The following is a 25,112-nucleotide window of genomic DNA, read 5'->3' on the forward strand; positions in this document are numbered from 1 at the left end:
TTCGCCCGGGGCTGCAGTCAACGCACCAGGTGCAGGAACTGCAGGTGCCGCTCGTACTGGTCGAGCATGTCGTCGATCACCTGCTGGCGGCTGTAGCCCACCAGGTCGTAGTCCTGGCTGCCCTCGGCCAGGTGCACCTCGGCGCGGTAGTAGCGGCGGTTCTGGCGGTTGCGCGCGTCCAGCCCGGCGACGGCGAAGGAGGGCGTGAAGTAGCCGCGCATCACCACCCGGTAGAGGAACGGGTGTTCCTCGCCATGGCCCACCTCCAGGCTCAGGCTGGCGCCGGCCGGGTCCATGTGGGTTTCCACCGTCAGGCCACGGGTGCGGAACTGCTCGGCGAGGGCCTCCATGGCCGGTCGCACCTGTTCCTCCATGAAGCGGTACACCTCGTCCCGCGAGGGGAAATGCACCGCCTGGGCCAGGCGCTGGCGCCAGCCGCTGCGGCGCCGGGGCGAGCGCTGGTCCACCGGCGAGGGCGCATGCAGGCGGGCGCGCTGGCGCTGGGACTCCAGATAGAAGGCCTTGTGCAGCCCCCACATCATCAGCAGCAGGATCAGCGAGAAGGGCAGGGAGGTGAGCACCACCGCCGACTTCAGCGCGTCGATGCTGCCGGCGAACAGCAGGCCGATGGTGATCAGCGCGGTCAGTGCGCCCCAGAACACCCGCAGCCAGCGCGGGCCGTCCTCGTCCACCGCGCCACCCCGGGAGGAGAGGGTGGACAGCACCACGGTGCCCGAGTCGGCGGAGGTGACGAAGAACACGAAGCTGATGAACACCGTCACGGCGATCACCGCGCGGCTCCACGGGTAGCTTTCCAGCAGGTGGTAGATGGCCATGGACGGTTCGTTCACCGCCACCGTGGCCAGGTCGCTGGCACCGTTGAAGGCCTGCTCCAGGGCGCTGTTGCCGAAGATCGACATCCACGCCAGGGTGAAGCCCAGGGGAATGAACAGCACGCCGAAGACGAACTCTCGGATCGTCCGACCGCGGGAAATCCGCGCGATGAACAGCCCGACGAAGGGCGCCCAGGCGATCCACCAGGCCCAGTAGAACACCGTCCAGTCGCCCAGCCAGCGGGTGCCGCCGTCGTAGGCGTAGAGGTCGAAGCTCTTGGTTGGCAGTGCCCCCAGGTAATCGCCCAGGTTCTGCACCAGCATGTTCAGCAGGTGCTGGGTGGGCCCGGCGAAGAGCACGAACAGCAGCAGTGAGCAGGCCAGCAGCATGTTGACGTCGGACATCACCCGCACGCCCTTCTCAACGCCGCTGACGGCCACGATCACGGCGGCGCCCATCATCAGCACAATCAGCGCCACCTGCACCCACTGGTCGTGGGGAATGCCGAACAGGTAGTCCAGGCCGGCATTGAGGTGCAGCACGCCGAAGCCCATGTCGGCGCCCAGGCCGAACACCGTGGCGATGATGCCGAAGGCGTCCACGGTGTAGCCGATGGGGCCGTTGATGCGCTTGCCGATCAGCGGGTACAGCGCCGAACGCAGCGCCAGCGGCAGGTTGTGGCGGTAGGCGAAGTAGGCCAGGGCCATGGCCACCAGGGCGAACACGCCCCAGCCGTGCAGGCCCCAGTGCAGGAACAGCAGCTGCATGGCCTGGCGCGCGGCTTCGCTGCCACCGGCCTCGCCCTTGGGCGGTTGGGCGAAGTGGGTCAGCGGCTCCGACACGCAGAAGAAGAACAGGGTGATGCTGATGCCGGCGGCGAACAGCATGCCGGCCCAGGACAGGTAGCTGAACTCGGGCTCGTCGTGGTCGGCACCGAGCTTGATCCGGCCATAGCCGGACAGCGCGGTGACCACCACGAAGACCAGGTACAGCGTCATCGCCAGCAGGTAGTACCAGCCGACGCTGCCGGAGGCCCAGGCCTGGGCGCGGGCGAGCCATTCACCGGCCTGTTCGGCGAACAGGGTGGCGGCCAGGCCGAAGATGAGGACGAAGGCCGCCGAGCCGATCAGCACCGGGGCGTTCATGCGCAGGGACGGGGTGGAAGCTTGGGTCGAGGTGTTCACAGGGTTCCCCCTGCGTGGGTGGTCGAGGGTGTCGGCAAGCGGCATCTCCTTTAACGCGGATTCGGGCATTCGGGTGAGAGTGCGGGAGCGGGGACGGGGTTCCTTTTAAATTGATCGTGCGTTCAATATAAACACGCTAAAGCGCGTCAACGCCAATGGCGGCGCGCTCTACAGCCATTTCAGACAAGGCTTCAGACCGGGTGGTACGGGGGCTGCGACGCTTCGTCGGAAAGCGCAGCGGGGCGGGCCGGGCGGGCGCCCGGCCGCGAGGGTCAGCCGTGCAGTTCGCTGCGCAACTGGTGGATGCGGGCGTCCTTCTCGGACCACAGGCGGCTCACCCAGTCCTGCAGGTGCTGGCGGAACACCGGGTCGTTCTCGTAGTCGCCCTGCCAGAGGGACGGGTCGAGGTCGCGGGTCTGGATGTCGACGATCACCCACGGCACCTGGCCCGACACCAGGGCCCAGAAGCCCGGCACCTGCTGGCCGGGGTAGATCAGCGTGACGTCGAGGATCGCATCCAGCTGCTCACCCAGGGTCGCCAGCACGAAGGCCACGCCGCCCGCCTTGGGCTTGAGCAGGTAGCGGTAGGGGGAGCCCTGCTGGGCCTGCTTGGCGGGGGTGAAGCGGGTGCCTTCCAGGTAGTTCACCACGGTGACCGGTAGGCGCTTGAACTTCTCGCAGGCAGCCTTGGTGATCTCCAGGTCCTTGCCCTTCATCTCCGGGTGCTTCGCCAGGAAGGCCTTGGAGTAGCGCTTCATGAAGGGGTAGTCCAGCGCCCAGAACGCCAGGCCGATGAAGGGCACCCATATCAGCTCCTGCTTGAGGAAGAACTTGAAGTAGGGCGCCTTGCGGTTGAAGGCCTGAACCAGCGCGGGGATGTCCACCCAGGACTGGTGGTTGGACACCACCAGGTAGGAGGTGTCGTTGCGCAGGCCTTCGCCGCCACGGATGTCCCAGCGGGTGGGGGTGAGCAGGGCGAAGATGCGCTTGCAGTTCTCCGCCCAGGCCTCGGCGATGCCCATCACCGCGCGGGAGCAGGCGTCCTTGAGGGCCTGGCCGGGGAGCACCAGCTTGAGCAGGGCGATCAGCAGCATCGGGCCGATCAGGGCCAGGGTGTTGATCAGCACGAGGAGGATGGTGGTGATACCGGTCAGCAGCGCCCTCATGGGTCCATGGCTCCTTGGCCTGTGGGTGGCGTTGCCATGATACGCAGGCGTGAACGGCTGCCAAGACACTCATCCCCTTCCTCAGATAAAGTCAGGCGAAACGGCTGTTCCGGCCACTGGCCATCAGGCATCATCGCCCTCGTTCCTGGTTTCTCGTGTGTTTCCATCGGTGCCCATCGTGTTGAAGAAGATCGCTGTGTCGGACCTGCGTCCGGGCATGTACGTTCAGGAACTCTGCGGCTCATGGATGGACCACCCCTTCTGGAAGAGCAGCTTCCTGCTGAAGTCCCAGAAGGACCTGGCGCGCATTCTCGACAGCGCCGTCACCGAAGTCTGGATCGACACCTCCAAGGGCCTCGACCTCGCCCCGGACCAGGCTGCTGCCCAGGTCACGGCCGAGCAGGCCAACGAAGAGGCCGACGCCCAGCTGCTGGCCGCCAACCACCCCGACAACGCCGCCGCGCGCCCCGTCAGCCTTGAAGACGAGGTGGCCCGGGCCGTGGCGCTGTGCGAGCGCTCCCGCGCCGCCGTCATGGCCATGTTCAAGGACGCCCGGCTCGGCCAGGTGGTGGAGCTGAGCCAGGCCGATGGGCTGGTGGAGGAAATCTCCGCCTCGGTGCTGCGCCACCCCAATGCCCTCATCAGCCTCGCGCGGCTGAAGAACTCCGACGAATACACCTACATGCACTCGGTGGCCGTCTGCGCCCTGATGATCGCCCTGGCCCGCCAGCTCGGCCTGCCCGAGCCCCAGGTGCGCGAGGCCGGGCTCGCCGGGCTGCTCCACGACATCGGCAAGATGGCCGTGCCCAACGCCGTGCTGAACAAGCCCGGCAAGCTCACCGACAGCGAGTTCGCCACCATGCGCGGCCACCCCATGGCCGGCGCACGCATCCTGCTGGAGAGCCATCAGGTCAGCGCGCTGGTGCTGGACGTGTGCCTGCACCACCACGAGAAATTCGACGGCAGCGGCTACCCCCATCACCTGGCCGGCGAGCAGATCAGCCTGCTGGCGCGGATGGGCGCGGTGTGCGACGTGTACGACGCCATCACCTCCGACCGCCCCTACAAGAAGGGCTGGGACCCGGCCGAATCCCTGCACAAGATGGCCGAGTGGACGAAGGGTCACTTCGACCCCAAGGTCTTCCAGGCCTTCGTCAAATGCGTCGGCATCTACCCCACCGGCTCCCTGGTGCGCCTGGAGAGCGGGCGCCTCGGCGTGGTGCTGGAGCAGGGCAGTGGCTCCCTGCTGATGCCCAAAGTGCGGGTGTTCTTCTCCGCCCGCTCCAAGGTGCCGATCCCCCAGGAGGTGATTGACCTCGCCACCATGCAGGGCCGCGACCGCATCGTCGCCCGCGAATCCCCCGAGGACTGGGGCTTCCGCAACCTTGAGGAACTCTGGGGCGGGGTGCGCCTGAAGAAGGTGGGCGGGTAGACTGCGCGACACCGCCGAACCAAAGGCCCGTCGTGCCGGTCCCAGAACCTGCCGGCGCACGTGCCCCGTCGACAGAACCGCCCACCGCGCCCCACGCCGAGGAGACCGACTTGAAACCCTTGCTCGCCCTGCTGACCCTGCTCGCCCTGCCGGTATTCGCCGCCGAGGAGCCTGACCTCTACGGCCGCTACGAATACATCCGCCTGCCCGAGATCGGCCAGACCCTCAAGGCCAAGATGGACACCGGCGCCCTCACCGCCTCCCTCTCGGCCAAGGACATCGAGCGCTTCAAGCGCGACGGCGAGGAGTGGGTGCGCTTCCGCCTGGCCACCAAGGACGCCGACGACACCCTCTACGAACACCGCCTGGCGCGCATCAGCAAGATCAAGACCCGCGCCGAGGAAGCCGGCGATGAAGAGGACGACGAGCGCGAGAAGGCCGACCCGTCCAAGCGCCCGGTCATCGAACTGGAAATGTGCCTGGGCGATACCAAGCGCACCGTCGAGGTCAACCTCACCGACCGCAGCAGCTTCAACTACCCGCTGCTGATCGGCGCCAAGGCGCTGCGCGAATTCCGCGCCGCCATCTACCCCGGCCGCAAGTACACCGCCGGCAAGCCGCAGTGCTGAACCGTCGGCCCGGGCGGGATTGACGCCGCCCGGGCCCGACGGCACCCTGCCGGCTTTCCCGCCGCCTCGCACGGACGCCATGCCCAGCATCCTCATCGTCGAAGACGAAGCCGCCATCGCCGACACCCTCGTCTACGCCCTGCAATCCGAAGGCTTCACCGTCACCTGGCTCAGCCTGGCGGGCGAGGCCCTGGAGCGCCTGGCCCACGAGCCCTTCGACCTGGTCATCCTCGACGTCGGCCTGCCCGACATCAGCGGCTTCGAGGCCTGCCGCCGGCTGCGGCGCTTCTCCGAAGTGCCGGTGATCTTCCTCACCGCCCGCGATGCCGAGATCGACCGCGTGGTGGGCCTGGAGATCGGCGCCGACGACTACGTGGTCAAGCCCTTCAGCCCCCGCGAAGTGGCCGCCCGGGTCCGCGCCATCCTCAAACGCATGGCCCCCCGCGAGCCGGCCCCGGCCGCCCCCGCAGCTCCTGCTGGTGACGGCCCCTTCCAGGTGGACCTGGAGCGCTTCCGCATCCACTACCACGGCCAGCTGCTGGCCCTGACCCGCCACGAATTCCGCCTGCTGCAGCACCTGCTCGGCCAGCCGGAACGGGTGTTCAGCCGCGAGCAACTGCTCGACGCCCTCGGCGTGGCCAGCGACGCCGGCTACGAGCGCAGCATCGACAGCCACATCAAGAGCCTGCGCGCCAAGCTGCGGCAGGTCGCCGATGCCGAACCGATCCAGACCCACCGCGGGCTCGGCTACAGCTACGACCCCCGCGCCTGAGCCCGCCCGCGCCCCGAGGACCTGCCATGCCACTGGGCATCCGAATCTTCCTGGTCTACTTCCTCTTCGTCGGCCTGGCCGGTTACTTCGTGCTCAGTACCGTGATGGACGAGATCCGCCCCGGTGTGCGCCAGTCCACCGAGGAAACCCTGGTGGACACCGCCAACCTGCTGGCCGAGATCCTCCGCGACCCGGTGCGCGACGGCACCCTCACCCAGAGCAACCTGCCCGAGCTGCTCAAGGCCTATGGCAAGCGCCAGCCCGGCGCCGAGATCTGGGGCGTGCGCAAGACCGAGGTCAACCACCGCATCTACGTCACCGACGGCACCGGCCGTGTGCTGCTGGACTCCACCGGCCAGGCCGTGGGCCAGGACTACTCCGGCTGGAACGACGTCCTGCTGACCCTGCGCGGCCAGTACGGCGCCCGTTCCACCCGTGAAGACCCGGCCGACCCCGACTCCTCGGTGATGTACGTGGCGGCGCCGATCCGTGCCGACGGGAAGATCATCGGCGTGGTCTCGGTGGCCAAGCCCAACCGCTCGCTGCAGCCCTACATCTACCGCTCCCAGGTGCGCCTGGCCTGGCTCGGCGCCGGCCTCATCGTCCTCGGGCTACTGATCGGCGGCCTGCTCTCCTGGTGGCTCAGCGGCTCCCTGCGGCGCCTGACCCGCTATGCCCAGGCCGTCAGCGAAGGGCAGCGGGCCGAACTGCCCAGCCTCAGCGGCGGCGAACTGACCCAGCTGGCCCGTGCCGTGGAGCGCATGCGCACCGAGCTGGAGGGCAAGGCCTACGTCGAGCGCTATGTGCACACCCTGACCCATGAACTGAAGAGCCCCCTGGCGGCCATCCGGGGCGCCGCCGAACTGCTGGAGGGCGACATGCCCGCCGAGCAGCGGCAGCGCTTCGTCGCCAACATCGCTGGCGAGGGCGCGCGCCTGCAGCAACTCATCGAACGCCTGCTGTACCTGGCCCAGGTCGAGCAGCGCCAGGGCCTGGAGGAGCGCGTCAGTGTGCCGGTGGCGCCGATGGTGGATGAGCTGGTGCAGGCCCAGGCGGCGCGCATCGAATCCGCCGGCCTGCGCGTCGAAGACGCCATCGGCGACGACGTTGAGGTGAAGGGGGAGCGCTTCCTGCTGCGCCAGGCCCTGGCCAACCTGCTGGACAACGCCCTGGACTTCACGCCCCCCGGCGGCCTCATCCGCTTCGCTGCCGAGCGCGAGGGCAGCCACTGGACGCTGTGCCTGTTCAACCAGGGCGACGCCATCCCCGACTACGCCCTGGCCCGCCTCACCGAGCGCTTCTACTCCCTGCCGCGCCCCGGCAGCGGGCGCAAGAGCACCGGCCTCGGCCTCAACTTCGTGCAGGAAGTGGCCAACCTGCACGGCGGCGCCCTGCGGGTGGAAAACCGCGAAGGCGGCGTCGAAGTCCGCCTGCGGCTGCCCGCTGTCTGAACGTCTGTGCACCATTTCGGTGCAAATATCCGGCCCCGCTCGGTGGGTCGATGGAGCGCGACCCACCCTACAACCGCGCTGCGCTCAACCCGTGTCGGTGGCGCTTTTCCCATCCACCAACGGAGCTGGGGCGTAGCCCGGGCTTCAGCCCGGGAGGGGAGGTTTCTACTGGGACGCCGCTGGGCTCTTCGCGTACTTCGCCAGCACGCCCTGCCAGAACGCCGGGAAACCCTCGCTGAAGCGGGTGAACGCGGCTTTCTCGGCACGGTTCCTCGACTCGGCCACGGCGTCTTCGGTGGACCAGGTGCTGGCGCGCTGTTCCTCCTGGGCGGTGGCCTCGGTCGAGCCGTAGATGTAGCCGCTGCGCACATCCACCAGGATGCCGGCCACGGTGCTGGTGACATGGGCCTGGTGATTGGGCAGGAAGCCCAGCGACACCGCCGTCAGCGGGCCCAGCGGGGTGCTGTCGACATAGAACTGGGTGTCCACCGTGTAGACCAGCAGCAGGTCCGAACGCATGTGGGCGGCCGGGAGGCGCAGGTCCTTGAGGCTCTTCATGTCATTGGGCACCAGCAAGCGGCTCAGGGGCGCGGCCTGGCTGATCAGGGGTTGTCCGGCGATGCGCGCCAGGTCCGCGTCGGACTCGATGTCGCGGGTCTGCACCACCTCGAATCCGTCCCGGTAGAGGCTGGCCACGCGGACGATGCTCAGTTGGGCCGGGAAGGGGCTGGCAGGTTTCTTGCTGAACAGTTCCTCGATGTCTGCGTCATCGATGCCGGCCAGGGAAACGCCGTGGTCGGGCGTGACGAAGCTTTTGCTGGAGCAACCGCCGAGCATGAGCAGCGACAGGGCGGCGAGGGCGAAGAGGGTCTTGCGAGGGGGCATGGAATCTCCATTTCCGAACGGCCAGGAGGGCCGACTGGCGGCGATTCTGCCGCCCTTTGCGGGCGCCCACAATTGACTATTCTCAGTTCGCCGCCGTGATGGAACGCGGTGCACACGACCACGAGAAAACCGGGAGCAGCCGATGAAGACCGTTGCCGAAATACTGCGGGGCAAAGCCCACACGACGATCTACCGCGTGGACCCCACCACCACCGTGCTGGAAGCGGCCGAGCTGATGGCCGAGAAGGGCATCGGCGCCGTGCTGGTGATGGAGCGCGACGAACTGGTGGGCATCGTCACCGAGCGCGACTACGTGCGCCGGGTGGCCGCCAAGGACCGTTCCTCCTACGGCACCGAGGTGCAGGAGATCATGACCTCCAACCTCTACGTGGTCGGCCCGAAGGACAGCAACCAGTTCTGCATGCAGCTGATGACCGAGAAGAACCTGCGCCACCTGCCGGTGCTGGACGAAGGCAAGGTGATCGGCCTGCTGTCGATCCGCGACCTGGTGCGCGACATCACTGCCGAGCAGGAAAGCCTGATCCAGCACCTGGAGCAGTACATCCGCGGGTCGTGCTGACCGCCCTGCTCCCGTAGGGTGGGCTTCAGCCCACCGTCAGCCCAGCGCTTCGCTCAGGGTGATCGGCCGGCGGGATCGCGTAGCGATCCCGGCTCTTCACCCAATTCCCACACAAACTCCACATTCCCCCCATAGCCCCACCCCAGGCGCGTTCCAGACTTTTCCCATCCAACACATGAGGAGAGTCCGAGATGACCCGAACCCTGGGCTTCAAGCTGGGCGCCATCGCCCTGCTGATCCTGCTGCTGCTGATCCCGCTGCTGATGATCGACGGCCTGATCGACGAGCGTCAGATGGCCCGCGACAGCGTGCAGGCCAACATCGCGCAGAGCTCCAGCTACGCCCAGCAGGTGACCGGCCCGCTGCTGGTGGTGCCGTTCCGCCGCACCGTGCGCGAGTGGAAGACCCACGAGAAGACCGGCCAGCGCTACCTGGACGAGCGCGAGCAGCGCGGCCGGCTGTTCTTCCTGCCCGAGCGCTTCCACCTGCAGGGCGATGTCGACACCCAGTTGCTGACCCGTGGCATCTACCAGGCCCGGCTGTACAAGAGCGACAGCCGCATCAGCGGTGAATTCGCCGTGCCGGCGCATTTCGGCATCGAGGAAGGGCTGGAGGACTACCAGTTCGAGACCCCGTTCCTGGCGGTGGGCATCAGCGACATCCGTGGCATCAACAACGCCCTCAAGCTGGAGCTGAACGGCCGCAGCCTGGACTTCCAGCCCGGCAGCGGCGACCCGATCCTGGCCAGCGGCGTGCATGTACCGCTGCCCCACCTGGCCAGCGGCGAGGCCCAGACCCTCAACTACGGCTTCACCCTCAACCTGCAGGGCACCGAATCGCTGCACATCACCCCGGTGGGGCGTGACAGCCAGGTGGAGCTGAAGTCGCCCTGGCCGCACCCCAGCTTCGTCGGCGAATTCCTCCCCGCCGAGCGCGAGGTGCGCGAGGACGGCTTCACCGCCCGCTGGCAGACCAGCTTCTTCGCCACCGACCTGCAGCAGGCCCTGGCCGACTGTGCCTATGAGGACCGCTGCCAGGCCTTCAACAGCCGGGTGTTCGGGGTCAGCTTCGTCGACCCGGTGGACCAGTACCTGAAGAGCGACCGCGCCATCAAGTACGCCCTGCTGTTCATCTGCCTGACCTTCGCCGGCTTCTTCCTGGTGGAAGTGCTCAAGCGCATCAACGTCCACCCCGTGCAGTACGGCCTGGTTGGCCTGGCCCTGGCGTTCTTCTACCTGCTGCTGCTGTCGCTCTCCGAGCACCTGGCGTTCGGCCTGGCCTATGCGCTGTCCGCCTCGGCCTGCGTGCTCCTGGTGGGCATCTACGTCAGCAGCGTGCTGCACAGCTGGGTGCGCGGTGGCGGCTTCACCGCCGGCCTCGCCGCGCTGTACGGGATGCTCTACGGCCTGCTCAGCGCCGAGGACTACGCCCTGCTGATGGGCTCGCTGCTGGTGTTCGGCTTGCTGGCCTGCGTGATGGTGCTGACCCGCAAGCTCGACTGGTACGCCGTTGGCCGCCCCGCCGCCCCGTTCCCAGCCCAAGCCCCAGCCCAGGCCTGAGCCCAGGCTGATCCCAACCCCCGGCGCGGCACACCGCCGCGCCGCCTACTGAAGGAAGACCCACCATGCGCGCACTGTTCCAGTTCTCCGCCTGCTTCGCCCTCGGGCTGGTGATCTCGGTGTTCATCCTCGGCGGCCTGATGTTCGCCAACGGCTTCGGCGTCATCGAAATCTGGCTGCTGACCGGCAAGCCCCTGGCCAGCCTGGCCCTCACCGTCATCCCGGACGGCTTCTGGCACGCCCTCACCGGCGTGATGGAGGCCCGCACCAACCCCACCGTCAACTCCTTCCTGCAGATGTGCGCCGCGCTGGCCCAGGTCGCACTGGTGCTGGGCTACGGGCTGTTCCGCTTCTGGTACCGCCGCGATGACGACGAAGAGGAGGCCTGCGATGGGACCGCTCACTGAGGAACGCCGGCAGGCCCGGCTGCTCGCCGCACGCATCGCCCTGCATTTCCCCGGCTACCAGGTGGCCCCGGAAGGCGTGACCGGTGTGCGGCAGCCGGCCCGGCGGCAAGGGGGCGAGCCGCAGCCCCAGCCGGGCAGGTGAAGGTGCGATGTGTCGGGATTGTAGGGAATCGGTATCAGATGGCTATCAATATCAAATGCAAATAAATATCATCTGCGCCCTTTCCCCACGATCCGGACGCCGATCATGCACCACCCCGCCCATCCCTCCACCCTTTCCCGAATTGCCCTGGGCCTGGCCGCCACCCTGATGGCACCGCTGGCCCTCGCAGCCGGCGCCTCCACCGACCTGCCGGCCATCGAAGTGGAGGGCAAGGGCAGCCAGGACACCCGCACCCGCGAGGTCTCCACCGCCACCCGCACCGCCACGCCGGTGCGCTACGTGCCCCAGGCCATCGACTCGGTACGCACCCAGGACGCCCTCAACTACGGCGCCACCCGCATCGGCCAGGTGCTCAGCGGCCTGCCCAACGTCAGCGACGCCAGCGACACCCGCTTCGACGGCCTGCGCATCCGTGGTTTCGACGCCAGCAACGACTTCTACCTCGACGGCCTGCGCGACGACAGCCAGTACACCCGCGACCTGCACAACATCGAACGCATCGACGTGCTCAAGGGCCCGGCCGCCGTGCTCTACGGGCGTGGCAGCCAGGGTGGCCTGGTCAACCGCATCAGCAAGCAGCCCCAGGCCGGCCTCGGCTCCTCCATCGAAGCGCAACTGGGCAGCCAGGACTACCGCAGCCTGTACGCCGACCTCAGCGCCGACGCCAGCGACGACATCGCCCTGCGCCTGAACCTCGGCGAGCAGGACGCCAACAGCTTTCGCAAGGGCATCGACTCCAGCCGGCAGCTGTTCGCCCCGGCCATGAGCTGGCAACTCAGCCCCGACCTCAACTGGCTGGTGCAGTACGAGTACAGCCGCCACAACCGCACCCCGGACCGTGGCATCCCCGGCCTCAACGGCCGTCCCGCCGACGTCGGCCGCGACACCACCTACGGCGACCCGCAGCGCGACTACATCGACGACAAGGCCCAGTCCCTGCGCTCGCGCCTCACCTACGACCTCAGCCCCGACTGGCAACTGCGCCAGACCCTCGGGCTGTTCATGCTCGACAGCCGCTTCGACAACACCTACGTCACCAGCGTCAACGCCACCGCCCGCACCGTCGGCCGCGCCCGCTGGCAGCAGGACCTGACCACCCGCAACCTGTTCAACAGCGTCGAGCTGGAAGGGCTGGTGATGACCGGCGACATCGAGCACCGCCTGCTCACCGGCGTCGAACTGGGCAGCCAGCAGCGCAACCCGAAGCTCTACACCAACGCCACCGGCGCGGCCAACGCCGTGCCGGCCCTCGGTATCTTCGCCCCCGACACCGGCCGCCAGCACACCGGCCGCATGGTCGCCAGCAGCGATGCCCAGCACCACATCGACAGCCGCGCGCTCTACCTGCAGGACCAGGTGCGTCTGGACGAGCACTGGCAGGTGCTGCTCGGCCTGCGCTACGACCACTTCGAGGTGGACTCCGAGAACCGCCTCAACGGCCGCCGCGAACGCCGCGTGGACGACAGCCTCAGCCCCCGCGTCGGGCTGGTCTGGACGCCCGTGCCGGAGCATTCCTTCTACGCCTCGTTCAGCAAGAGCTACGCCCCGGTGGGGGGCGGGCTGATCGGCATCACCGCCGGCGCAGCGGGCAACACCAACGCCCTCGACCCGGAACTGACCCGGCAGAAGGAAGTGGGGGTGAAGAGCGACTGGCTCGACGACCGCCTCAGCACCACCTTCGCGCTGTACGAGATCGAGCTGTACAACCGCCGCACCAGCGACCCGAACAACCCCGGCAACGTGCTGCTTTCCGGCCTGCAGCGCTCCCGGGGCGCCGAGCTGACCGCCACCGGGCGGCTGTACGGCAACTGGGTGGTACGCGGCGGCATCGGCCTGCAGGACGCCACCATCGTCAAGGACAACAACGGCTTCGAAGGCAAGCGCATCGGCAACGTCGCCAAGCGCAACGGCAGCCTGTTCATTGGCTGGCAGCCCGAGCAGGGCTTCTACGGCGAGACCGGCGTGACCCTGGTGGGCGACCGCTACGCCGACAACGCCAACACCGTGGTGCTGCCCGGCTACGGCCGCTGGGACGCGCTGCTGGGCTACCGGGTCGAGCACTGGGACCTGCACGCCGCCCTCACCAACCTGACCGACAAGACCTACTACAGCACCGCCACCAGTGCCGTACAGATCATGCCCGGCGACCCCCGCACCCTGATGACCACCCTGGCGTATCGCTTCTGAAGTGCCCGGTGCCCACGTCCCCGGACTGAAGTCCGGGCTACGAAAAGCGCTGGGGCCGAGCGTGGGGTGGATGGGACGCCATCCACACCACGCCCCGACGCGATGCGGTTCGTGGCCTCACCGCATCCTACGAAGGCCATTGCCGCTCAAGACGTGCCGTAGGGTGGATCGCGCTTCATCGATCCACCATCCGTGGCTGTGTCGAGTGCCCATGGCGAATGAAACAAGCTGTGCACGAGGCCGCGATGTGCCGCTTTGTGCGAATTCATTCGCGATGGGGCCTGGATCATCGGCACCGTTCCCGGGCTGAAGCCCGGGCTACGGGTCGCGCCGTGCGCGCTCATTCCTTGATCACCACCAGCCGGTCGCGGTTGGATTCGGCGCCCCAGACTTCGCCGATGCGTCCGGCCAGGTGCAGGACGCGGGCGTCGGCCTGGTCGCTGGGGAAGCGGGTGAAGCGCTGGCTGAAGGGGTTGAAGCGCAGGATGGCGTTGCTGCGGAAGTCGCTCAGCCAGAGCCGGTCCTGCTCGTCGACGTACAGCGCATGGGCCTCGGCGTCGGCGCTGGGCAGCGCCCAGTGGGTCCAGGCCTTGGCCAGGGGGTCGTAGCGGCTGAGCTGGCCGCTGCCGCGCTCGCTGACCCACAGGGTGCCCTTGGCATCGCTCCAGATCCGCTGCGGGCCTTCGCCGCCGCCGGGGCTGTCGATCACCTCGGCTTCGCCGCTGACGCGGTCGATGCGGGCGATGTGGCGGCCGTCGCGGCTGGCGTACCAGACCTCGCCGTTGGGCGTGACGGTGATGCCGTAGGGGCCGGCGCCGCGCGGAGCGGGCCAGGTCTTCAGGTCACCGTTGCGTGGGTCGAGGCGGCCGTAGACGCCGTTCTGGCCGGTGAACCAGAGCAACCCGTCCCGATCGAAGGCGGCGGCCACCAGCCCGGCGTCGCCGAGCTGGCCGGGCAGCGGGTAGCGCTTGAGCGTGGGGCCGGTAGGGTCGACACGCACCAGGGCGTTGAGGCCGGCATCGGTGATCCACGCCGCGCCGTCCTCGGCCACCACCACGCCCCGGGGGCTGGAGCCGGCGCCGAGGGCCATGGGCTGGCTCTGCCCGGTGAGCGGGTCCAGCAGCCCCACCAGGCCCAGGGCGGGGGCGGTGTACCAGACCCGGCCGTCGGTGGCCGGGGCCACGTCACGGGGGGCGCTGCCCGGCGGCAGCGGGTAGTAGTGGACCTCGGCGGCGAAGCCGGGCAGGGCGAGCAGGGTGGCGATCAGGCCGGCGGCCAGGGCGCGGATCATGGCGACCTCCAGTCAGGAATATCTCCCTATGGACGCCTGCCCGCGCCGAGGGTTCGCCCGCCCGGCTCAGCGGCGCCGCAGGAAGGGCCGCACGCCGAGGGCGACCGGGATGCCCAGGCCGACCCAGGCCAGGGCGTCCCAGATGCCGTCACCGAGCAGGGCGCCCACCAGGCCGGTGGCGGTCAGCGCGGCCAGCATGGCGGGCACGGCGAAGGTGCACGTCAGGTTCATGCCGTGGCCTCCTGCCGGCGTGCCGGGGCGCGTCGGCGTGCCCACCACAGGTAGAGCCCGCTGCCGAGGACGATGAGGGTCAGCACATCGAGCGCCGCCCATAGCAGTTGCATGGGCCGGCCGCCGTAGTCGCCGAAGTGCAGCGGCTGGGACATGGCCAGGGCGTCCATGTACCAGGGGCGCTCGCCGACGGCCGTCACCTCCAGGGTGCGTGCGTCTATCAGCACCGGCGTCCACAGGTGCGAGGTGAGGTGGCTGCTGCCTTTCATGAACACCGAATAGTGGTGCTCGCTGGAGAAGCGCGTGCCGGGGAAGGCGATGAAGTCCGCCGCCATGCCCGGCGTCGCTCGGGCGGCGATCTCCAGCAGGCGCGTGGCCGGGGCCCGGTCGGTGAGCGGCGGGGCGTCGCGGTAGGGCTCGACCATGGCGGCCAGGCTCTCGTTGCGCCAGGCGGCGATCACCAGGTCGGCGCAGGCGCTGATCACCCCGGTGACGCCGACCACCAGGGCCCAGGTGAGGGTGACGATGCCGATCAGGTTGTGCAGGTCCAGCCAGCGGGTGCGGGGGGAGCGCTCGTGGCGCACGGTGCCGAACTCCAGGCGGCGCATGAAGGGGGCGTAGAGCACCACGCCGGAGACGATCGCCACCACGAACAACAGGCCCATGAAGGCCAGCAGCAGCTTGCCCGGCAGCCCGGCGAACAGGTCCACGTGCAGGCGCAGCATGGTCATCATGAAGCCGCCGTTGGCCGAGGGCATGGCCACCGGCTCGCCGCTGCGGGCGTCGAGCATGAAGGTGTGCGAGGAGTTGGGCTCGGTGCCGGCGGTGGCGGCGGTGATGGCCACCACGCCGTTGGGCTCGTCGTCCTCCCAACCCAGGTACTGCACCACCTCGCCGGGGCGGTGGGCTTCGGCGGCCTGCACCAGCTGCTGCAGGTCGAGGCGCGGCGCATCCGCCGGCATCTCGCGCAATACCGGGGCGTCGCCCAGCAGATGGTCGATCTCGTGGTGGAAGATCAGCGGCAGGCCGGTCAGCGCCAGGAGCAGCAGGAAGGCCGTGCAGATCAGGCTGGTCCAGGTGTGGACGAAGGACCAGCGGCGGAGGGTGGTGGTTTTCATGATTCGTCCGGAAGCCCGAGGCCGCCCGGCGGGCGGCCTCGGTGGTGCGTGGCGTGGGGCGAGGGGCTCACCACCGGTAGGTGGCGCTGGCGACGACGCTGCGCTCGTCACCGTAGTAGCAGTAGTAGCCGTCGCAGGTGGAGAGGTAGTCCTTGTCCAGCAGGTTGGTGGCGTTGAGCGCCAGCGACGCGCCGTTCAGGCTGCTGTCCAGGCGCCCGAGGTCGTAGTGCACGGCGGCATCGAACACGGTGTAGGACTTGGCGAAGCCGAGCTCGCTGTTGGCCTGGTCGCCGAAGGTGTTGCCGGTGTAGCGGGCGCCGGCGGCGATGCCGAAGCCGTCGAGCACGCCGTTGTGCCAGGTGTAGTCGGCCCACAGCGAGGCCTGGCGGTTGGGCATCAGTTGCAGACGCTTGCCCTTGTACTCGCCGTCCTGCACTTCGGATTTCGCCTGGGTGTAGGAGGCGATCAGCTTCAGGCTGTCGGTGACGTTGCCCACGGCTTCCAGCTCCAGGCCCTTGACCTTCACTTCGCCGTCCTGGCTGGTGACCGGCGTGCCGTTGATGCGGTGGGTGACCGAGACGTTCTGCTGCGTCAGGTCGTAGACGGCGGCGCTCAGCAGGATGTCGCTGCCGGGCGGCTGGTACTTCACGCCCAGTTCCCACTGTTTGCCTTCGGTGGGCTTGAACGAGTCGGTCGGCGAGGCGGTGGCGTTGCTGGTGGGCTGGAAGGACTCGGCGTAGGACAGGTAAGGCGTGAAGCCGGAGTCGAACACGTAGCTGAGGGCGGCGTTGCCGCTGAAGGCCTTGTCGCGCTCGGTGTTGGTGGCATCGCCCTGGTTGAGGAAGGTGGTGCCGGTGTGCACCCAGTCCTCGCGGCCGCCGAGGGTCAGGCGCCATTGGTCGAGGGCCATCTGGTCCTGGACGTAGAGGCCGGTCTGGACGGTCTTCTGGTTGTAGTCGTAGTACGCCAGCGAGCGTGGCGGGCGGACGATGGGCTGGCCGTGCACCGGATTGTTGACGTTGATGTCCGGCGGGGCGTAGCCGTTGAAGGCGGTGCCGAAGACCGACATGTAGTCGGTTTCGATGCGTTGGTGGTCGAGGCCGAGCAGCAGGGTGTGGTCGATTTCGCCAGTGCTGAAGTCGGCCTGGAAGTTGTTGTCCACCGCGAACTGGCTGATGGCCTCATCGGTGTTGGTGCTGTTGCGACCGACGTTGCCATTGGCGTCGACCACGTAGCCGGAACCGGCGAGCGAGGGGATGTAGCTGTTGACGGTGACGGTCTGGAACGACAGCTCGGACTTGGTGTAGCGCAGGTTCTGGCGGAACTGCCAGACGTCGTCGAAGCGATGTTCGAAGGCGTAGCCCAGCGCGTAGTAGGTGCGGTCGTAGAAGTCGTAGTCCGGATCGCCCAGGTTCTTGTGGTGGGAGATCTTGCCGAAGGGCATGTCGATCTTGGTGCCCTGGATCGGACGGAACTGGCTGGTGGTGCCGGTATCGTCGCGGGTGAACTGCGAGAGCAGGGTCAGCGTGGTGTCGGGGTCGATGTTCCAGGTCAGGCTGGGAGCGAGGTTGTAGCGCTTGTTGTCGACGTGGTCGATCTGCGTGCCGCTATCGCGCACCACGCCGCTCAGGCCGTAGAGGAACTGGCCCTGGTCATCGATCTGGCCGGTGCTGGCGAAGTTGATCTGGCGATGGTTGTCGCTGCCGTACTGCACCTCGATCTCATGGCGGGTCTCGGCGCTCGGGCGACGGCTGACCATGTCCAGCAGGCCACCGGGCGGCGTCTGGCCGTACACGGAGGAGGCCGGGCCACGCAGCAGGGCCAGGCGGTCCAGGTTCCAGGTTTCCGGCTTCGGGTTGGCGTACACGCCACGGGGCAGCGGCAGGCCGTCGAGGAAGTGGGTCGGCTCGAAGCCGCGTACGCGCATCCAGTCGTAGCGGGTGTCGCTGCCGAAGCTGCTGGAGACGATGCCCGGCATGTACTTCACCGCGTCGTCGAGGCTGTGGATGCTGCGCGCCTGCATCTGCTCGCGGGTGGCGACGGAGATCGAGCGCGGAACCTCGGCCAGGGCGGTGTCGGTCTTGGTGCCGGCGGCGGTGCGCTGGGCCAGGTAGCCGGTGGTGGGCCCCCAGGCGCTTTCGCTGGCGACGGCGCCGTCGATGTTGGTGCTCGGCAGGACCATGGCGTCTTGCGGCAGCGCGGCCAGGCTGTAGCTGCCGCCGTTCTGCAGCAGTTGCAGGCCACTGCCGTTCAGCGCGGCATTCAGTGCGTCGACCGGTGAGTACTCGCCCTGCACGGGCTGCGCCGTCTTGCCGGTGGTCAGGCCCGGATCGATGCTGAGGACGATGCCGGCCTCGCTGGCGATGCGGTTCAGGGTACTGGCCAGGGGCGCGGCGGGCAGCCGGTATTGCTGGGTATCGGCGCTGGCGTGAGGCGCCAGGCTGCCCAGGAGGATGGCGCCTGCGAGCAGGCTGGGGCGGAAGGCAAACGTCATTGCGAGCGACTCCTGATAGGAAATAAGTCTCAATGACTCCTTGCCGAGCCAGGATGGAAAAGTGATAGGGGCTGTGAAAAAAAATCGGGTGCCGCACGGCGACCGCCCCCGGGCTGAAGCACGGGCTACGGGGGCGGGGGCGTCCGGTGGGCGGGCACTACGCGGGTCCACCAGCCGGTGTGCCGCTCGATGCGCACCGGCAGGCTGGGCGGCAGCGCGGCCAGGGCCTGGTCGGTGTCGCCGAGGGGGAAGCTGCCGCTGATGCGCAGGTCGGCCACCGCCGGGTCGACCCCGAGGTAGCCACGGCGGTACTGGCCGAGCTGCTCCAGCAGGTCCGCCAGGCGGACGTTGTCGGCGACCAGCATGCCGCGGCTCCAGGCGTCGGCCCCCACCGGGGCGGCCTCGCTGCGGCCCAGGGCGTCGGCCTGCATCAGCACCTGCTGGCCTTCGCCGATGATGCGTTCGTCCTCGGCCTGCGCGGGGTGTGCGGCGACGGCGGAGCGCAGCACGACCAGGCGGGTGGCCTGGCCTTCGCGGCGCACCAGGAAGCGGGTGCCGAGGGCGCGCAGCTCGCCCTGTTCAGTGGCGACCACGAAGGGGCGCGGGTCGCCGTGGGCGGTCTCGACGAGGATCTCGCCGCTGCGCAGGTAGAGCCGCCGCTGCGGCCCGTCGAACTGGATGTCGAGGGCGCTGCGGCTGTTCAGGTGCACCTGGCTGTGGTCCGGCAGTCGCAGCTGGCGCTGCTCGCCGCTGGCGGTCATTTCGTCGGCCAGCCAGTCCCCCAACGGGCGGTGCTGCTGGGCGAGGAGCAGCCCGAGCACGCCGGCCAGGCACAGGCCGAGCACGCTGCCGCTGCTGCGCAGGCGGTGGCGCGGGGCCTCCAGCAGGGCATGGCGGGCCGGTGCGCTGCTGGCGGCGCCCAGGTGCGCATCCAGGCCGTTGAGCCGCGACCAGGCGAGGGCGTGCTCGGGGCTGGCGGCGTGCCAGAGGTTGAATTCGGCCCGTTCCTGGGCGCTGGCTTCGCCGGAGCCGAGGCACAGCTGCCAGTGGATGGCTTCGTCCAGCACGCGGGCGGACACCGGCGCCGGGCTCATTGCGGCGCTCCGTAGAGGGCGATGTAGCACTGGCGCAGGCCCTGGGCGAGGTATTGGCGCACGCGGGGCACGGAGACGCCCAGGCGCTCGGCGATCTCGGCGTGGCCGAGGCCGTCCAGGCGGTTGTAGAGGAAGGCGGCGCGGGCCTTGGCCGAGAGGCTGCCGAGCAGGCGATCGATCTCGCGCAGGGATTCGAGCATCAACGCCTGTTCCTCCAGGCTCGGCTGGGTGGGTTCGGGTAGGTGTTCCAGGGCTTCCAGGTAGGCCCGCTCCAGGGCACTGCGGCGGAAGTGGTCCACCAGCAGGCCCCGGGCGATGGTGGTGAGCAGGGCGCGGGGTTCGCGCACCTGGCCGAGGTCGGGTTTGCCCAGCAGGCGGACGAAGGTGTCCTGGCTGAGGTCTTCGGCGCGGTGGTGGTTGTCCAGGCTGCGGCGCAGCCAGCCGAGCAGCCAGGCGCAGTGGTCGCGGTACAGGGCACCGGCCAGTTCCTGGTTTGTGGGGTCCACCGACGACACGGCCACCTCCGGCTGAGTACGAATCATGAGCGAGAATGATTCGCAATTATGCCGATGGCGGCGAAGTGCCGCAATTGCAGGCCGTCGGCCGGTCAGAACCCGGGTTGCTGCTGGCGGCGTTGCTGCCGGGCCAGGGCGGCGGACAGTGCGGCGGGGCTGTCCAGGCCCTGGCGGCGGGCGTGGGCGAAGAGGATCAGGGCCATCTCGGCGGTGGCCAGGGCATCGGCGCTGGCGTGGTGGCGCTGCTGCACCTGCAGGCCGAAATGCTCGGCCCACTGGTCCAGCCCGCCGTTGCGGATGCCGGCGTCGGGGCAGAGCAGGGGGGCCAGTTCGGCGATGTCGAGGAACGGGTGGCGCAGCCGCATGCCCAGGTCCTGGCGCAAGGCGCGGGCGAGCATGCGCTGGTCGAAGGGGGCGTGGAAGGCCAGCACCGGGCTGTCGCCCAGGTAGTCCATGAAGTCCAGCAGGGCTTCGGCCGGCGCCAGGCCGGCGGCGGAGACGCTGGGGGCGATGCCGTGGATGAGCACGGCGGGGGAGGTGGCGGCGTTCCGGTACAGGGTCGCTTCGAAGCCCCGTCCGAGGGGAATGGCGCCGGCCTCGATGCTCACCGCGCCAATGGACAGCACCAGGTCGCGGCTCATGTCCAGGCCGCTGGTCTCCAGGTCGAGCACCACGAAGCGCTGGGCGGCCAGGGGCCGGTCGTCCAGCACCTGGGGCGCGGGCAGGGCGTCGCGGCGCTGCTGCTGGTCGTCTGTCAGGGCTGGGCGCTGGCGCCGGGTGAACCAGGAGAAGGCATTCATAGCTGGTAGCGCAACGCCAGGCTGGCCTGCAGGCGCTGGGCCTGGCGGAAGGATTCGCGGAGGATGCGCCGGTCCAGGTGGTTGAGGCTGTCGGGGTTGAGGTGGTTGGACAGCGGAAGCCCCTGGCGGGCCTGTTGCTGGTGCTGCTGCATGCGGGTCTGCTGGATGAAGTGGTAGGCCTCTTCGAAGGCGGCGCCGTCCTGGGCGTCGATCACTTCGCGCTGCACCAGCTGGCGCAGGCGGTCGAGGGTGTTGCCGCTCTCGATGCCGTTGGCCAGGGCCAGCAGGCGGGCGCCGTCGACGAAGGGGGTGAGGCCCTGGACCTTGAGGTCGAGGGTGTCTTTCTCGGCGCCCTTGCGGGCCACCACGAAGTCGCGGAAGCGGCCCACCGGCGGGCGCTGGCGCAGGGCGTTCTCGGCCATCATGCGCTGGAACAGGCTGTTGTCGGCGACCTGCGCGAGCATCTCGCGGCGCAGCTGGTCGCAGCCGTCGTGCTCGCCCCAGACGGCGCGCAGGTCGAAGTAGATGCTGGAGGCCAGGAGGTTCTCGGGGGTGGCCTCGCGGATGAAGCCGGTGAAGCGCCGGCGCCATTCGTTGCGCGACAGGCACAGCTCGGGGTTGCCGGCCATGATCCGCCCCTTGCACAGCTCGAAGCCGCAGGTGGCGAGGGCCTGGTTGATGCGTTCGGCCAGCGGCAGCAGGCGCCCGCGCAGCAGGGCGGCCTCGGCGTCGTCGGCGGCTTCGAAGAGGATGCCGTTGTCCTGGTCGGTGTGCAGGGTCTGTTCGCGGCGCCCTTCGCTGCCGAAGCAGAGCCAGGTGAAGGGCACGCCGGGGTCGCCCATCTCTTCCAGGGTCAGTTCGATCACCCGGCACACGGTGTGGTCGTTGAGCAGGGTGATGATGTGGGTGATCTGGGTGGAGCTGGCGCCGTGGGCGAGCATGCTGTCCACCAGGCGGCGGATGTCGGCGCGCAGGGCGGCGAGGGTCTCGACGCGACCGGCATGGCGGATGGTGCGGGCCAGGTGCACCAGGTCGACCCGCTGCAGGGAGAACAGGTCGCGCTCGGAAACCACGCCCTGCAGGCGACCGTCCTCCACCACGCAGACGTGGGCGATGTGGCGCTCGGTCATGGCGATGGCGGCGTCGAAGGCGCTGGCGCCGGGCGGCAGGTGGAAGGGTTGCTGGGTCATCAGCTCGGCGATGGGCTGGTCGAGGTCGGCGCAGGCGTCGGCGATCACCCGGCGCAGGTCGCGCAGGGTGAAGATGCCCACCGGGCGCTCGTCGCCCTGGACGATGACGATGCTGCCCACCTGGCTCTCGTGCATCAGCCGCACTGCTTCGCGCAGGGGCATGTGCGGCGGGCAGGCCACCGGCTGGCGCACGGCCAGCTCCGCCAGGCGGGTGTCGAGGGAATACTGGGCGCCGAGGGTTTCCACCGCGCGCAACTGGACCTGCTGGTTGACCTGGTCCAGCAGGCTGCTGACGCCGCGCAGGGCGAAGTCGCGGAAAGGGTTGGAGAGGGCGAACAGCTTGACGAAGCCTGCCTTGTCCAGCAGCAGGCAGAAGGTGTCTTCGCCGGCCAGGTGCTCGGTGCGGGTGGCGCGCTCGCCCAGCAGGGCGGCGAGGGGGAAGCACTCGCCGGTGGCGATCTCGAAGGTGGTTTCGGTGCCGCGCTTGGCCGAATGCGGGCGCTCGCCCACTACCCGGCCCTGCTTGACGATGTAGAAGTGCTCCACCGGCCCGTCGCCGGGCTTGATGATGGAGTCGCCGCGCGCATAGAAGCGCAGCAGGCAGTGCTCCACCAGGAAGGCCAGGTGGGCGCTTTCCATCTGGTTGAAGGGTGGGAACTTCTGCAGGAACTCCATGGTGCCGTGGACGTTCTGCATCACCGCGAGCTTGCCCGCCTGCTCGAAGGCGTTGCCTGTCGTGCTCATGCCGTGCTTCCGCGTGTCTCTTGTTGTCCCGGCATGGTCGTGGCTGGGGGCCGGGGCTGCCCATTGGACGTAAGTATAGGAAGGGGCTGCGACCGTCCGGCGGGCCAAGGGAACTCCGCCGAAGCGGCGTTATCCCACCCTAGTTGGCCGTCCATGAGGTGGACGGGCCGGGAGTCGGGCATAGGTGACGCGATGAGTTACGGCGATCTGCTCAGTGAAGAAGAACTGCTCGCGCTGGACGAGCTGGTGCGCGGCCCGCACCAGGCGTCGGTGCTGCTGGTGGACGGCGACGATGCGCTGTATCCACGGCTGGCTGCTGCGCTGCAGGGGCTCGGCTTGCGCTGCCTGCACGCGCCCGGCCGTGCCGAGGCGCTGGAGCTGCTGGCCTCGCGTTCTTCCATCGGGTTGCTGGTGTGCGCCCTGCACCTGCCGGACGGCAGCGGCCTGGAGCTGGTGCGCCAGGTGCGCCAGTCGGCCCGCGCCAGCCTGCCGGTGGTGGTGATGGCGGGCGATGCGACGGTGCAGGATGCGGTGGAGGCCTTGCACCTGAAGGTGCTGGACTTCCTGCTGGGGCCGCCCGACCTGGCCCACCTGACCACCCTGGCGCGCAATGAGCTGGGGACGCCGCCGGAGCCGAAGGTCGTCCGGAGGCGGCCCAGGCCGAAAGAAGCGGCCGTCGAAGCCTGCCTCGCCCTGAAGAGCGCCTGAGCCGAGCGGCCCAGGCGTTCTTCGTTCAGTGGTGGACGCTGTCCACCGCGATGGATTCCCCCGAAACCTCCACGAACGGCTGCCGGCGATCGGCGAGCGCGACGTGGATCAGTGCCGCCAGCCCGGCACCGAAGAACCAGGAGAAGTGCGACAGGCTCTCGAAGGCCGGCAGCAGCGCAAGCACGATGGCGATCAGCGCCGAGGGAGCGAAGGCGGCCAGGGCCCGCAGGTTGATGCCGCGGTGGTAGTGGTAGGCCGCCTCGGGGGCCTCCGAGTACAGCTCCGGCAGGTTCACCCGGCCCCGGCGCACCAGGTAGTAGTCGGCGACGATGATGCCGTACAGCGGGCCGAGCAGGGCGCCCAGGCCGCCGAGGAAGTAGAGGATCACGCCGGGGCTGTTGTAGAGGTGCCAGGGCAGGATCACCACGGCGAGTGTGGCGGCCAGCAGGCCGGCGCGGCGGAAGTTCAGCACGCGCGGGGCCAGGTTGGTGAGCACATAGGCCGGGGCGACGAAGTTGGCCATGATGTTCACCGCCACGGTGACGATCAGGAAGGCCAGGCAGCCGAGCACCAGCAGCCCGGTGTGGGGGATGGCGGCGACGATGTCGGTGGGGCTCTGGATCAGCGTGCCGTCGAGGCTGAACTGGGCACCGGCGAGGACCACGGCGATCAGCCCGAACAGCAGCATGTTCACCGGCAGGCCCCAGAAGTTGCCCTGGCTGATGGTGCGGCGGTCCGGGCAGTTCCGCGAGAAGTCGCAGAAGTTGAGGATCATGGTGCCGTACAGGCTCACCCACAGCGCGGCGCCGCTGAACACCTTGAGCCACAGGCCGGCGCCTTCGGCCTGCTGGCCGGTGGACCAGCTGATGCGCAGCCCGGCGCGGATGTACATCCAGCTGGCCAGCGCGGCGACGGTAACCAGGATCACCGGCCCGGCGAAGGACTCGTAGCGCCGCACCATTTCCATGCCGTAGGCGAAGATCAGCAGCTGCACGCACCAGATGCCGAGGAAGGTCAGCCAGCCCAGGGTGGACAGGCCCAGCAGGCTGTCCTGGTCGTAGGCCCGCAGCTCCGGCGCCAGGGCGGTGAGCAGCACCCGCAGCACCACCGAGGCGAGGTAGGTCTGGATGCCGAACCAGGCGATGGCGATCACCGCGCGGATCAGCGCCGGCAACTGGGCGCCGTGGATGCCGAAGGCGATGCGACACATCACCGGGTAGGGCAGGCCGGTCTTCTGGCCCATGTAGCCGGAGAGGTTCATCAGGCCGTAGATGAGCAGGGCACCGAGGGCGAAGGCGGCGAGGATCTGCGCGCCGCTCATGCCGAGGGCGAACAGGCCGATGGCGAAGGAGTAGTTGGCGATGTTGTGGACGTCGTTGGTCCACAGCGCGAAGAGGCTGTAGCGCCCCCAGCGGCGCCCCTCGGCCTTGGTGGGGGCGAGGTCGGCGCTGTAGAGCCGGGGGCTGAGGGCGGCTTGCTGGGGTGAGGCGGCGGTGGGCGCGGTGGCGGCACCGGGTGCAGCGGCGACATGGGCGGGGGTTGGGTTCATGGTCGGCTCGGCCTGTATGCACGATTTGTTTGAGTTGTGTGCAATTGCGAGTTCCATGCCACTTTCCGGGCGTTGGCGCTCATCTGCGTGCTGCGCGTGCTCTCACGCCAGGTGTGGCGAGGGCTGCCG

22 protein-coding genes are annotated in these 25,112 nt (G+C 68.9%); 10 read left to right on the forward strand and 12 right to left on the reverse strand.

What is annotated here, in order from left to right:
* Positions 1-17: 17 nt before the first annotated feature.
* Both betT and BM198_RS01865 read right to left on the reverse strand, forming a co-directional pair.
* On the reverse strand, positions 18-1,979 hold the full coding sequence (gene betT / locus BM198_RS01860) for a choline BCCT transporter BetT (protein ID WP_208610346.1): 1,962 nt from the start codon (positions 1,977-1,979) through the stop codon (positions 18-20).
* 311 nt (positions 1,980-2,290) lie between these two features.
* Positions 2,291-3,184: an acyltransferase gene (locus BM198_RS01865; RefSeq protein ID WP_044409125.1), complete on the reverse strand. Its 894-nt coding sequence runs from the start codon at positions 3,182-3,184 to the stop codon at positions 2,291-2,293.
* A gap of 217 nt (positions 3,185-3,401) precedes the next feature.
* Between BM198_RS01865 and BM198_RS01870 the strand changes: the two genes are divergently transcribed.
* The 4 genes from BM198_RS01870 to creC all read left to right on the forward strand — a co-directional run bounded on the left by BM198_RS01870 (position 3,402) and on the right by creC (position 7,468).
* Positions 3,402-4,616 carry a cyclic di-GMP phosphodiesterase gene (locus BM198_RS01870; protein WP_373323503.1) on the forward strand — a complete coding sequence of 405 codons (1,215 nt, stop codon included), beginning with the start codon at positions 3,402-3,404 and terminating at the stop codon, positions 4,614-4,616.
* Between the two features lie 110 nt (positions 4,617-4,726).
* Complete coding sequence (rloA2, locus tag BM198_RS01875; protein WP_074967329.1) at positions 4,727-5,245, forward strand: retropepsin-like aspartic peptidase RloA2; 519 nt, start codon at positions 4,727-4,729, stop codon at positions 5,243-5,245.
* Between the two features lie 79 nt (positions 5,246-5,324).
* On the forward strand, positions 5,325-6,017 hold the full coding sequence (creB, locus tag BM198_RS01880) for a two-component system response regulator CreB (RefSeq protein WP_044409119.1): 693 nt from the start codon (positions 5,325-5,327) through the stop codon (positions 6,015-6,017).
* 26 nt (positions 6,018-6,043) lie between these two features.
* Positions 6,044-7,468 (forward strand): two-component system sensor histidine kinase CreC, encoded by a 1,425-nt coding sequence (creC, locus tag BM198_RS01885; protein ID WP_074967331.1) that lies wholly within the window; start codon positions 6,044-6,046, stop codon positions 7,466-7,468.
* A gap of 165 nt (positions 7,469-7,633) precedes the next feature.
* On the opposite strand, the gene BM198_RS01890 is transcribed toward creC, so the two are convergent.
* Complete coding sequence (locus BM198_RS01890) at positions 7,634-8,353, reverse strand: hypothetical protein (protein WP_044409113.1); 720 nt, start codon at positions 8,351-8,353, stop codon at positions 7,634-7,636.
* A 142-nt stretch (positions 8,354-8,495) separates the two neighbouring features.
* Here BM198_RS01890 and BM198_RS01895 point away from each other — a divergent pair, with 142 nt between their 5' ends.
* The 5 genes from BM198_RS01895 (at position 8,496) to BM198_RS01910 (ending at position 13,249) form a co-directional block, all read left to right on the forward strand.
* Positions 8,496-8,933, forward strand: a complete 438-nt coding sequence (locus BM198_RS01895) for a CBS domain-containing protein (protein ID WP_044409110.1) — start codon at positions 8,496-8,498, stop codon at positions 8,931-8,933.
* 191 nt (positions 8,934-9,124) lie between these two features.
* Positions 9,125-10,492, forward strand: a complete 1,368-nt coding sequence (gene creD, locus BM198_RS01900) for a cell envelope integrity protein CreD (RefSeq protein ID WP_074967333.1) — start codon at positions 9,125-9,127, stop codon at positions 10,490-10,492.
* 65 nt (positions 10,493-10,557) lie between these two features.
* Positions 10,558-10,899: a hypothetical protein gene (locus BM198_RS01905; RefSeq protein ID WP_044409104.1), complete on the forward strand. Its 342-nt coding sequence runs from the start codon at positions 10,558-10,560 to the stop codon at positions 10,897-10,899.
* Complete coding sequence (locus tag BM198_RS30060; protein WP_160158613.1) at positions 10,883-11,041, forward strand: hypothetical protein; 159 nt, start codon at positions 10,883-10,885, stop codon at positions 11,039-11,041. Before BM198_RS01905 ends, BM198_RS30060 begins: the two co-directional genes overlap by 17 nt.
* Before the next feature lie 105 nt (positions 11,042-11,146).
* On the forward strand, positions 11,147-13,249 hold the full coding sequence (locus tag BM198_RS01910) for a TonB-dependent receptor (protein ID WP_074967335.1): 2,103 nt from the start codon (positions 11,147-11,149) through the stop codon (positions 13,247-13,249).
* A gap of 340 nt (positions 13,250-13,589) precedes the next feature.
* On the opposite strand, the gene BM198_RS01915 is transcribed toward BM198_RS01910, so the two are convergent.
* From BM198_RS01915 to BM198_RS01945, 8 genes are all read right to left on the reverse strand, one after another.
* On the reverse strand, positions 13,590-14,540 hold the full coding sequence (locus BM198_RS01915) for a Vgb family protein (RefSeq protein WP_074967337.1): 951 nt from the start codon (positions 14,538-14,540) through the stop codon (positions 13,590-13,592).
* 66 nt (positions 14,541-14,606) lie between these two features.
* Positions 14,607-14,771, reverse strand: a complete 165-nt coding sequence (locus BM198_RS30065) for a hypothetical protein (protein ID WP_167368439.1) — start codon at positions 14,769-14,771, stop codon at positions 14,607-14,609.
* Positions 14,768-15,889: a PepSY-associated TM helix domain-containing protein gene (locus tag BM198_RS01920; RefSeq protein WP_074967339.1), complete on the reverse strand. Its 1,122-nt coding sequence runs from the start codon at positions 15,887-15,889 to the stop codon at positions 14,768-14,770. The genes BM198_RS30065 and BM198_RS01920 overlap by 4 nt, the downstream gene beginning before the upstream one ends.
* Before the next feature lie 67 nt (positions 15,890-15,956).
* Entirely contained in the window at positions 15,957-18,383 is a 2,427-nt protein-coding gene (locus BM198_RS01925; protein WP_074967341.1) for a TonB-dependent siderophore receptor, read from the reverse strand.
* Positions 18,384-18,508: 125 nt separating this feature from the next.
* Complete coding sequence (locus BM198_RS01930; RefSeq protein WP_074967343.1) at positions 18,509-19,477, reverse strand: FecR domain-containing protein; 969 nt, start codon at positions 19,475-19,477, stop codon at positions 18,509-18,511.
* Entirely contained in the window at positions 19,474-20,019 is a 546-nt protein-coding gene (locus BM198_RS01935; protein ID WP_394328317.1) for an RNA polymerase sigma factor, read from the reverse strand. Before BM198_RS01935 ends, BM198_RS01930 begins: the two co-directional genes overlap by 4 nt.
* A gap of 65 nt (positions 20,020-20,084) precedes the next feature.
* Positions 20,085-20,792, reverse strand: coding sequence for a 3'-5' exonuclease (locus BM198_RS01940; protein WP_074967347.1), 708 nt, complete (start codon positions 20,790-20,792; stop codon positions 20,085-20,087).
* Entirely contained in the window at positions 20,789-22,726 is a 1,938-nt protein-coding gene (locus BM198_RS01945; RefSeq protein ID WP_044411868.1) for a putative nucleotidyltransferase substrate binding domain-containing protein, read from the reverse strand. The genes BM198_RS01940 and BM198_RS01945 overlap by 4 nt, the downstream gene beginning before the upstream one ends.
* Before the next feature lie 192 nt (positions 22,727-22,918).
* Between BM198_RS01945 and BM198_RS01950 the strand changes: the two genes are divergently transcribed.
* Entirely contained in the window at positions 22,919-23,434 is a 516-nt protein-coding gene (locus tag BM198_RS01950; RefSeq protein WP_074967349.1) for a response regulator, read from the forward strand.
* 25 nt (positions 23,435-23,459) lie between these two features.
* Here BM198_RS01950 and BM198_RS01955 read toward each other — a convergent pair whose 3' ends face one another.
* Positions 23,460-24,983, reverse strand: a complete 1,524-nt coding sequence (locus BM198_RS01955) for an NCS1 family nucleobase:cation symporter-1 (RefSeq protein ID WP_074967351.1) — start codon at positions 24,981-24,983, stop codon at positions 23,460-23,462.
* Between the last annotated feature and the right edge of the window lie 129 nt (positions 24,984-25,112).

Source organism: Metapseudomonas otitidis (assembly GCF_900111835.1).
Classification (GTDB): domain Bacteria; phylum Pseudomonadota; class Gammaproteobacteria; order Pseudomonadales; family Pseudomonadaceae; genus Metapseudomonas; species Metapseudomonas otitidis.

Excerpts from the sequence above, each read along its gene's own strand:
- betT (WP_208610346.1), bottom strand. The coding sequence starts at position 1,979 with ATGAACGCCCCGGTGCTGATCGGCTCGGCGGCCTTCGTCCTCATCTTC.
- BM198_RS01865 (WP_044409125.1), bottom strand. The coding sequence starts at position 3,184 with ATGAGGGCGCTGCTGACCGGTATCACCACCATCCTCCTCGTGCTGATC.
- BM198_RS01870 (WP_373323503.1), top strand. The coding sequence starts at position 3,402 with ATGTACGTTCAGGAACTCTGCGGCTCATGGATGGACCACCCCTTCTGG.
- creB (WP_044409119.1), top strand. The coding sequence starts at position 5,325 with ATGCCCAGCATCCTCATCGTCGAAGACGAAGCCGCCATCGCCGACACC.
- creC (WP_074967331.1), top strand. The coding sequence starts at position 6,044 with ATGCCACTGGGCATCCGAATCTTCCTGGTCTACTTCCTCTTCGTCGGC.
- BM198_RS01890 (WP_044409113.1), bottom strand. The coding sequence starts at position 8,353 with ATGCCCCCTCGCAAGACCCTCTTCGCCCTCGCCGCCCTGTCGCTGCTC.
- BM198_RS01895 (WP_044409110.1), top strand. The coding sequence starts at position 8,496 with ATGAAGACCGTTGCCGAAATACTGCGGGGCAAAGCCCACACGACGATC.
- creD (WP_074967333.1), top strand. The coding sequence starts at position 9,125 with ATGACCCGAACCCTGGGCTTCAAGCTGGGCGCCATCGCCCTGCTGATC.
- BM198_RS01905 (WP_044409104.1), top strand. The coding sequence starts at position 10,558 with ATGCGCGCACTGTTCCAGTTCTCCGCCTGCTTCGCCCTCGGGCTGGTG.
- BM198_RS30060 (WP_160158613.1), top strand. The coding sequence starts at position 10,883 with ATGGGACCGCTCACTGAGGAACGCCGGCAGGCCCGGCTGCTCGCCGCA.
- BM198_RS01910 (WP_074967335.1), top strand. The coding sequence starts at position 11,147 with ATGCACCACCCCGCCCATCCCTCCACCCTTTCCCGAATTGCCCTGGGC.
- BM198_RS01915 (WP_074967337.1), bottom strand. The coding sequence starts at position 14,540 with ATGATCCGCGCCCTGGCCGCCGGCCTGATCGCCACCCTGCTCGCCCTG.
- BM198_RS30065 (WP_167368439.1), bottom strand. The coding sequence starts at position 14,771 with ATGAACCTGACGTGCACCTTCGCCGTGCCCGCCATGCTGGCCGCGCTG.
- BM198_RS01920 (WP_074967339.1), bottom strand. The coding sequence starts at position 15,889 with ATGAAAACCACCACCCTCCGCCGCTGGTCCTTCGTCCACACCTGGACC.
- BM198_RS01925 (WP_074967341.1), bottom strand. The coding sequence starts at position 18,383 with ATGACGTTTGCCTTCCGCCCCAGCCTGCTCGCAGGCGCCATCCTCCTG.
- BM198_RS01930 (WP_074967343.1), bottom strand. The coding sequence starts at position 19,477 with ATGAGCCCGGCGCCGGTGTCCGCCCGCGTGCTGGACGAAGCCATCCAC.
- BM198_RS01935 (WP_394328317.1), bottom strand. The coding sequence starts at position 20,019 with ATGATTCGTACTCAGCCGGAGGTGGCCGTGTCGTCGGTGGACCCCACA.
- BM198_RS01940 (WP_074967347.1), bottom strand. The coding sequence starts at position 20,792 with ATGAATGCCTTCTCCTGGTTCACCCGGCGCCAGCGCCCAGCCCTGACA.
- BM198_RS01945 (WP_044411868.1), bottom strand. The coding sequence starts at position 22,726 with ATGAGCACGACAGGCAACGCCTTCGAGCAGGCGGGCAAGCTCGCGGTG.
- BM198_RS01950 (WP_074967349.1), top strand. The coding sequence starts at position 22,919 with ATGAGTTACGGCGATCTGCTCAGTGAAGAAGAACTGCTCGCGCTGGAC.
- BM198_RS01955 (WP_074967351.1), bottom strand. The coding sequence starts at position 24,983 with ATGAACCCAACCCCCGCCCATGTCGCCGCTGCACCCGGTGCCGCCACC.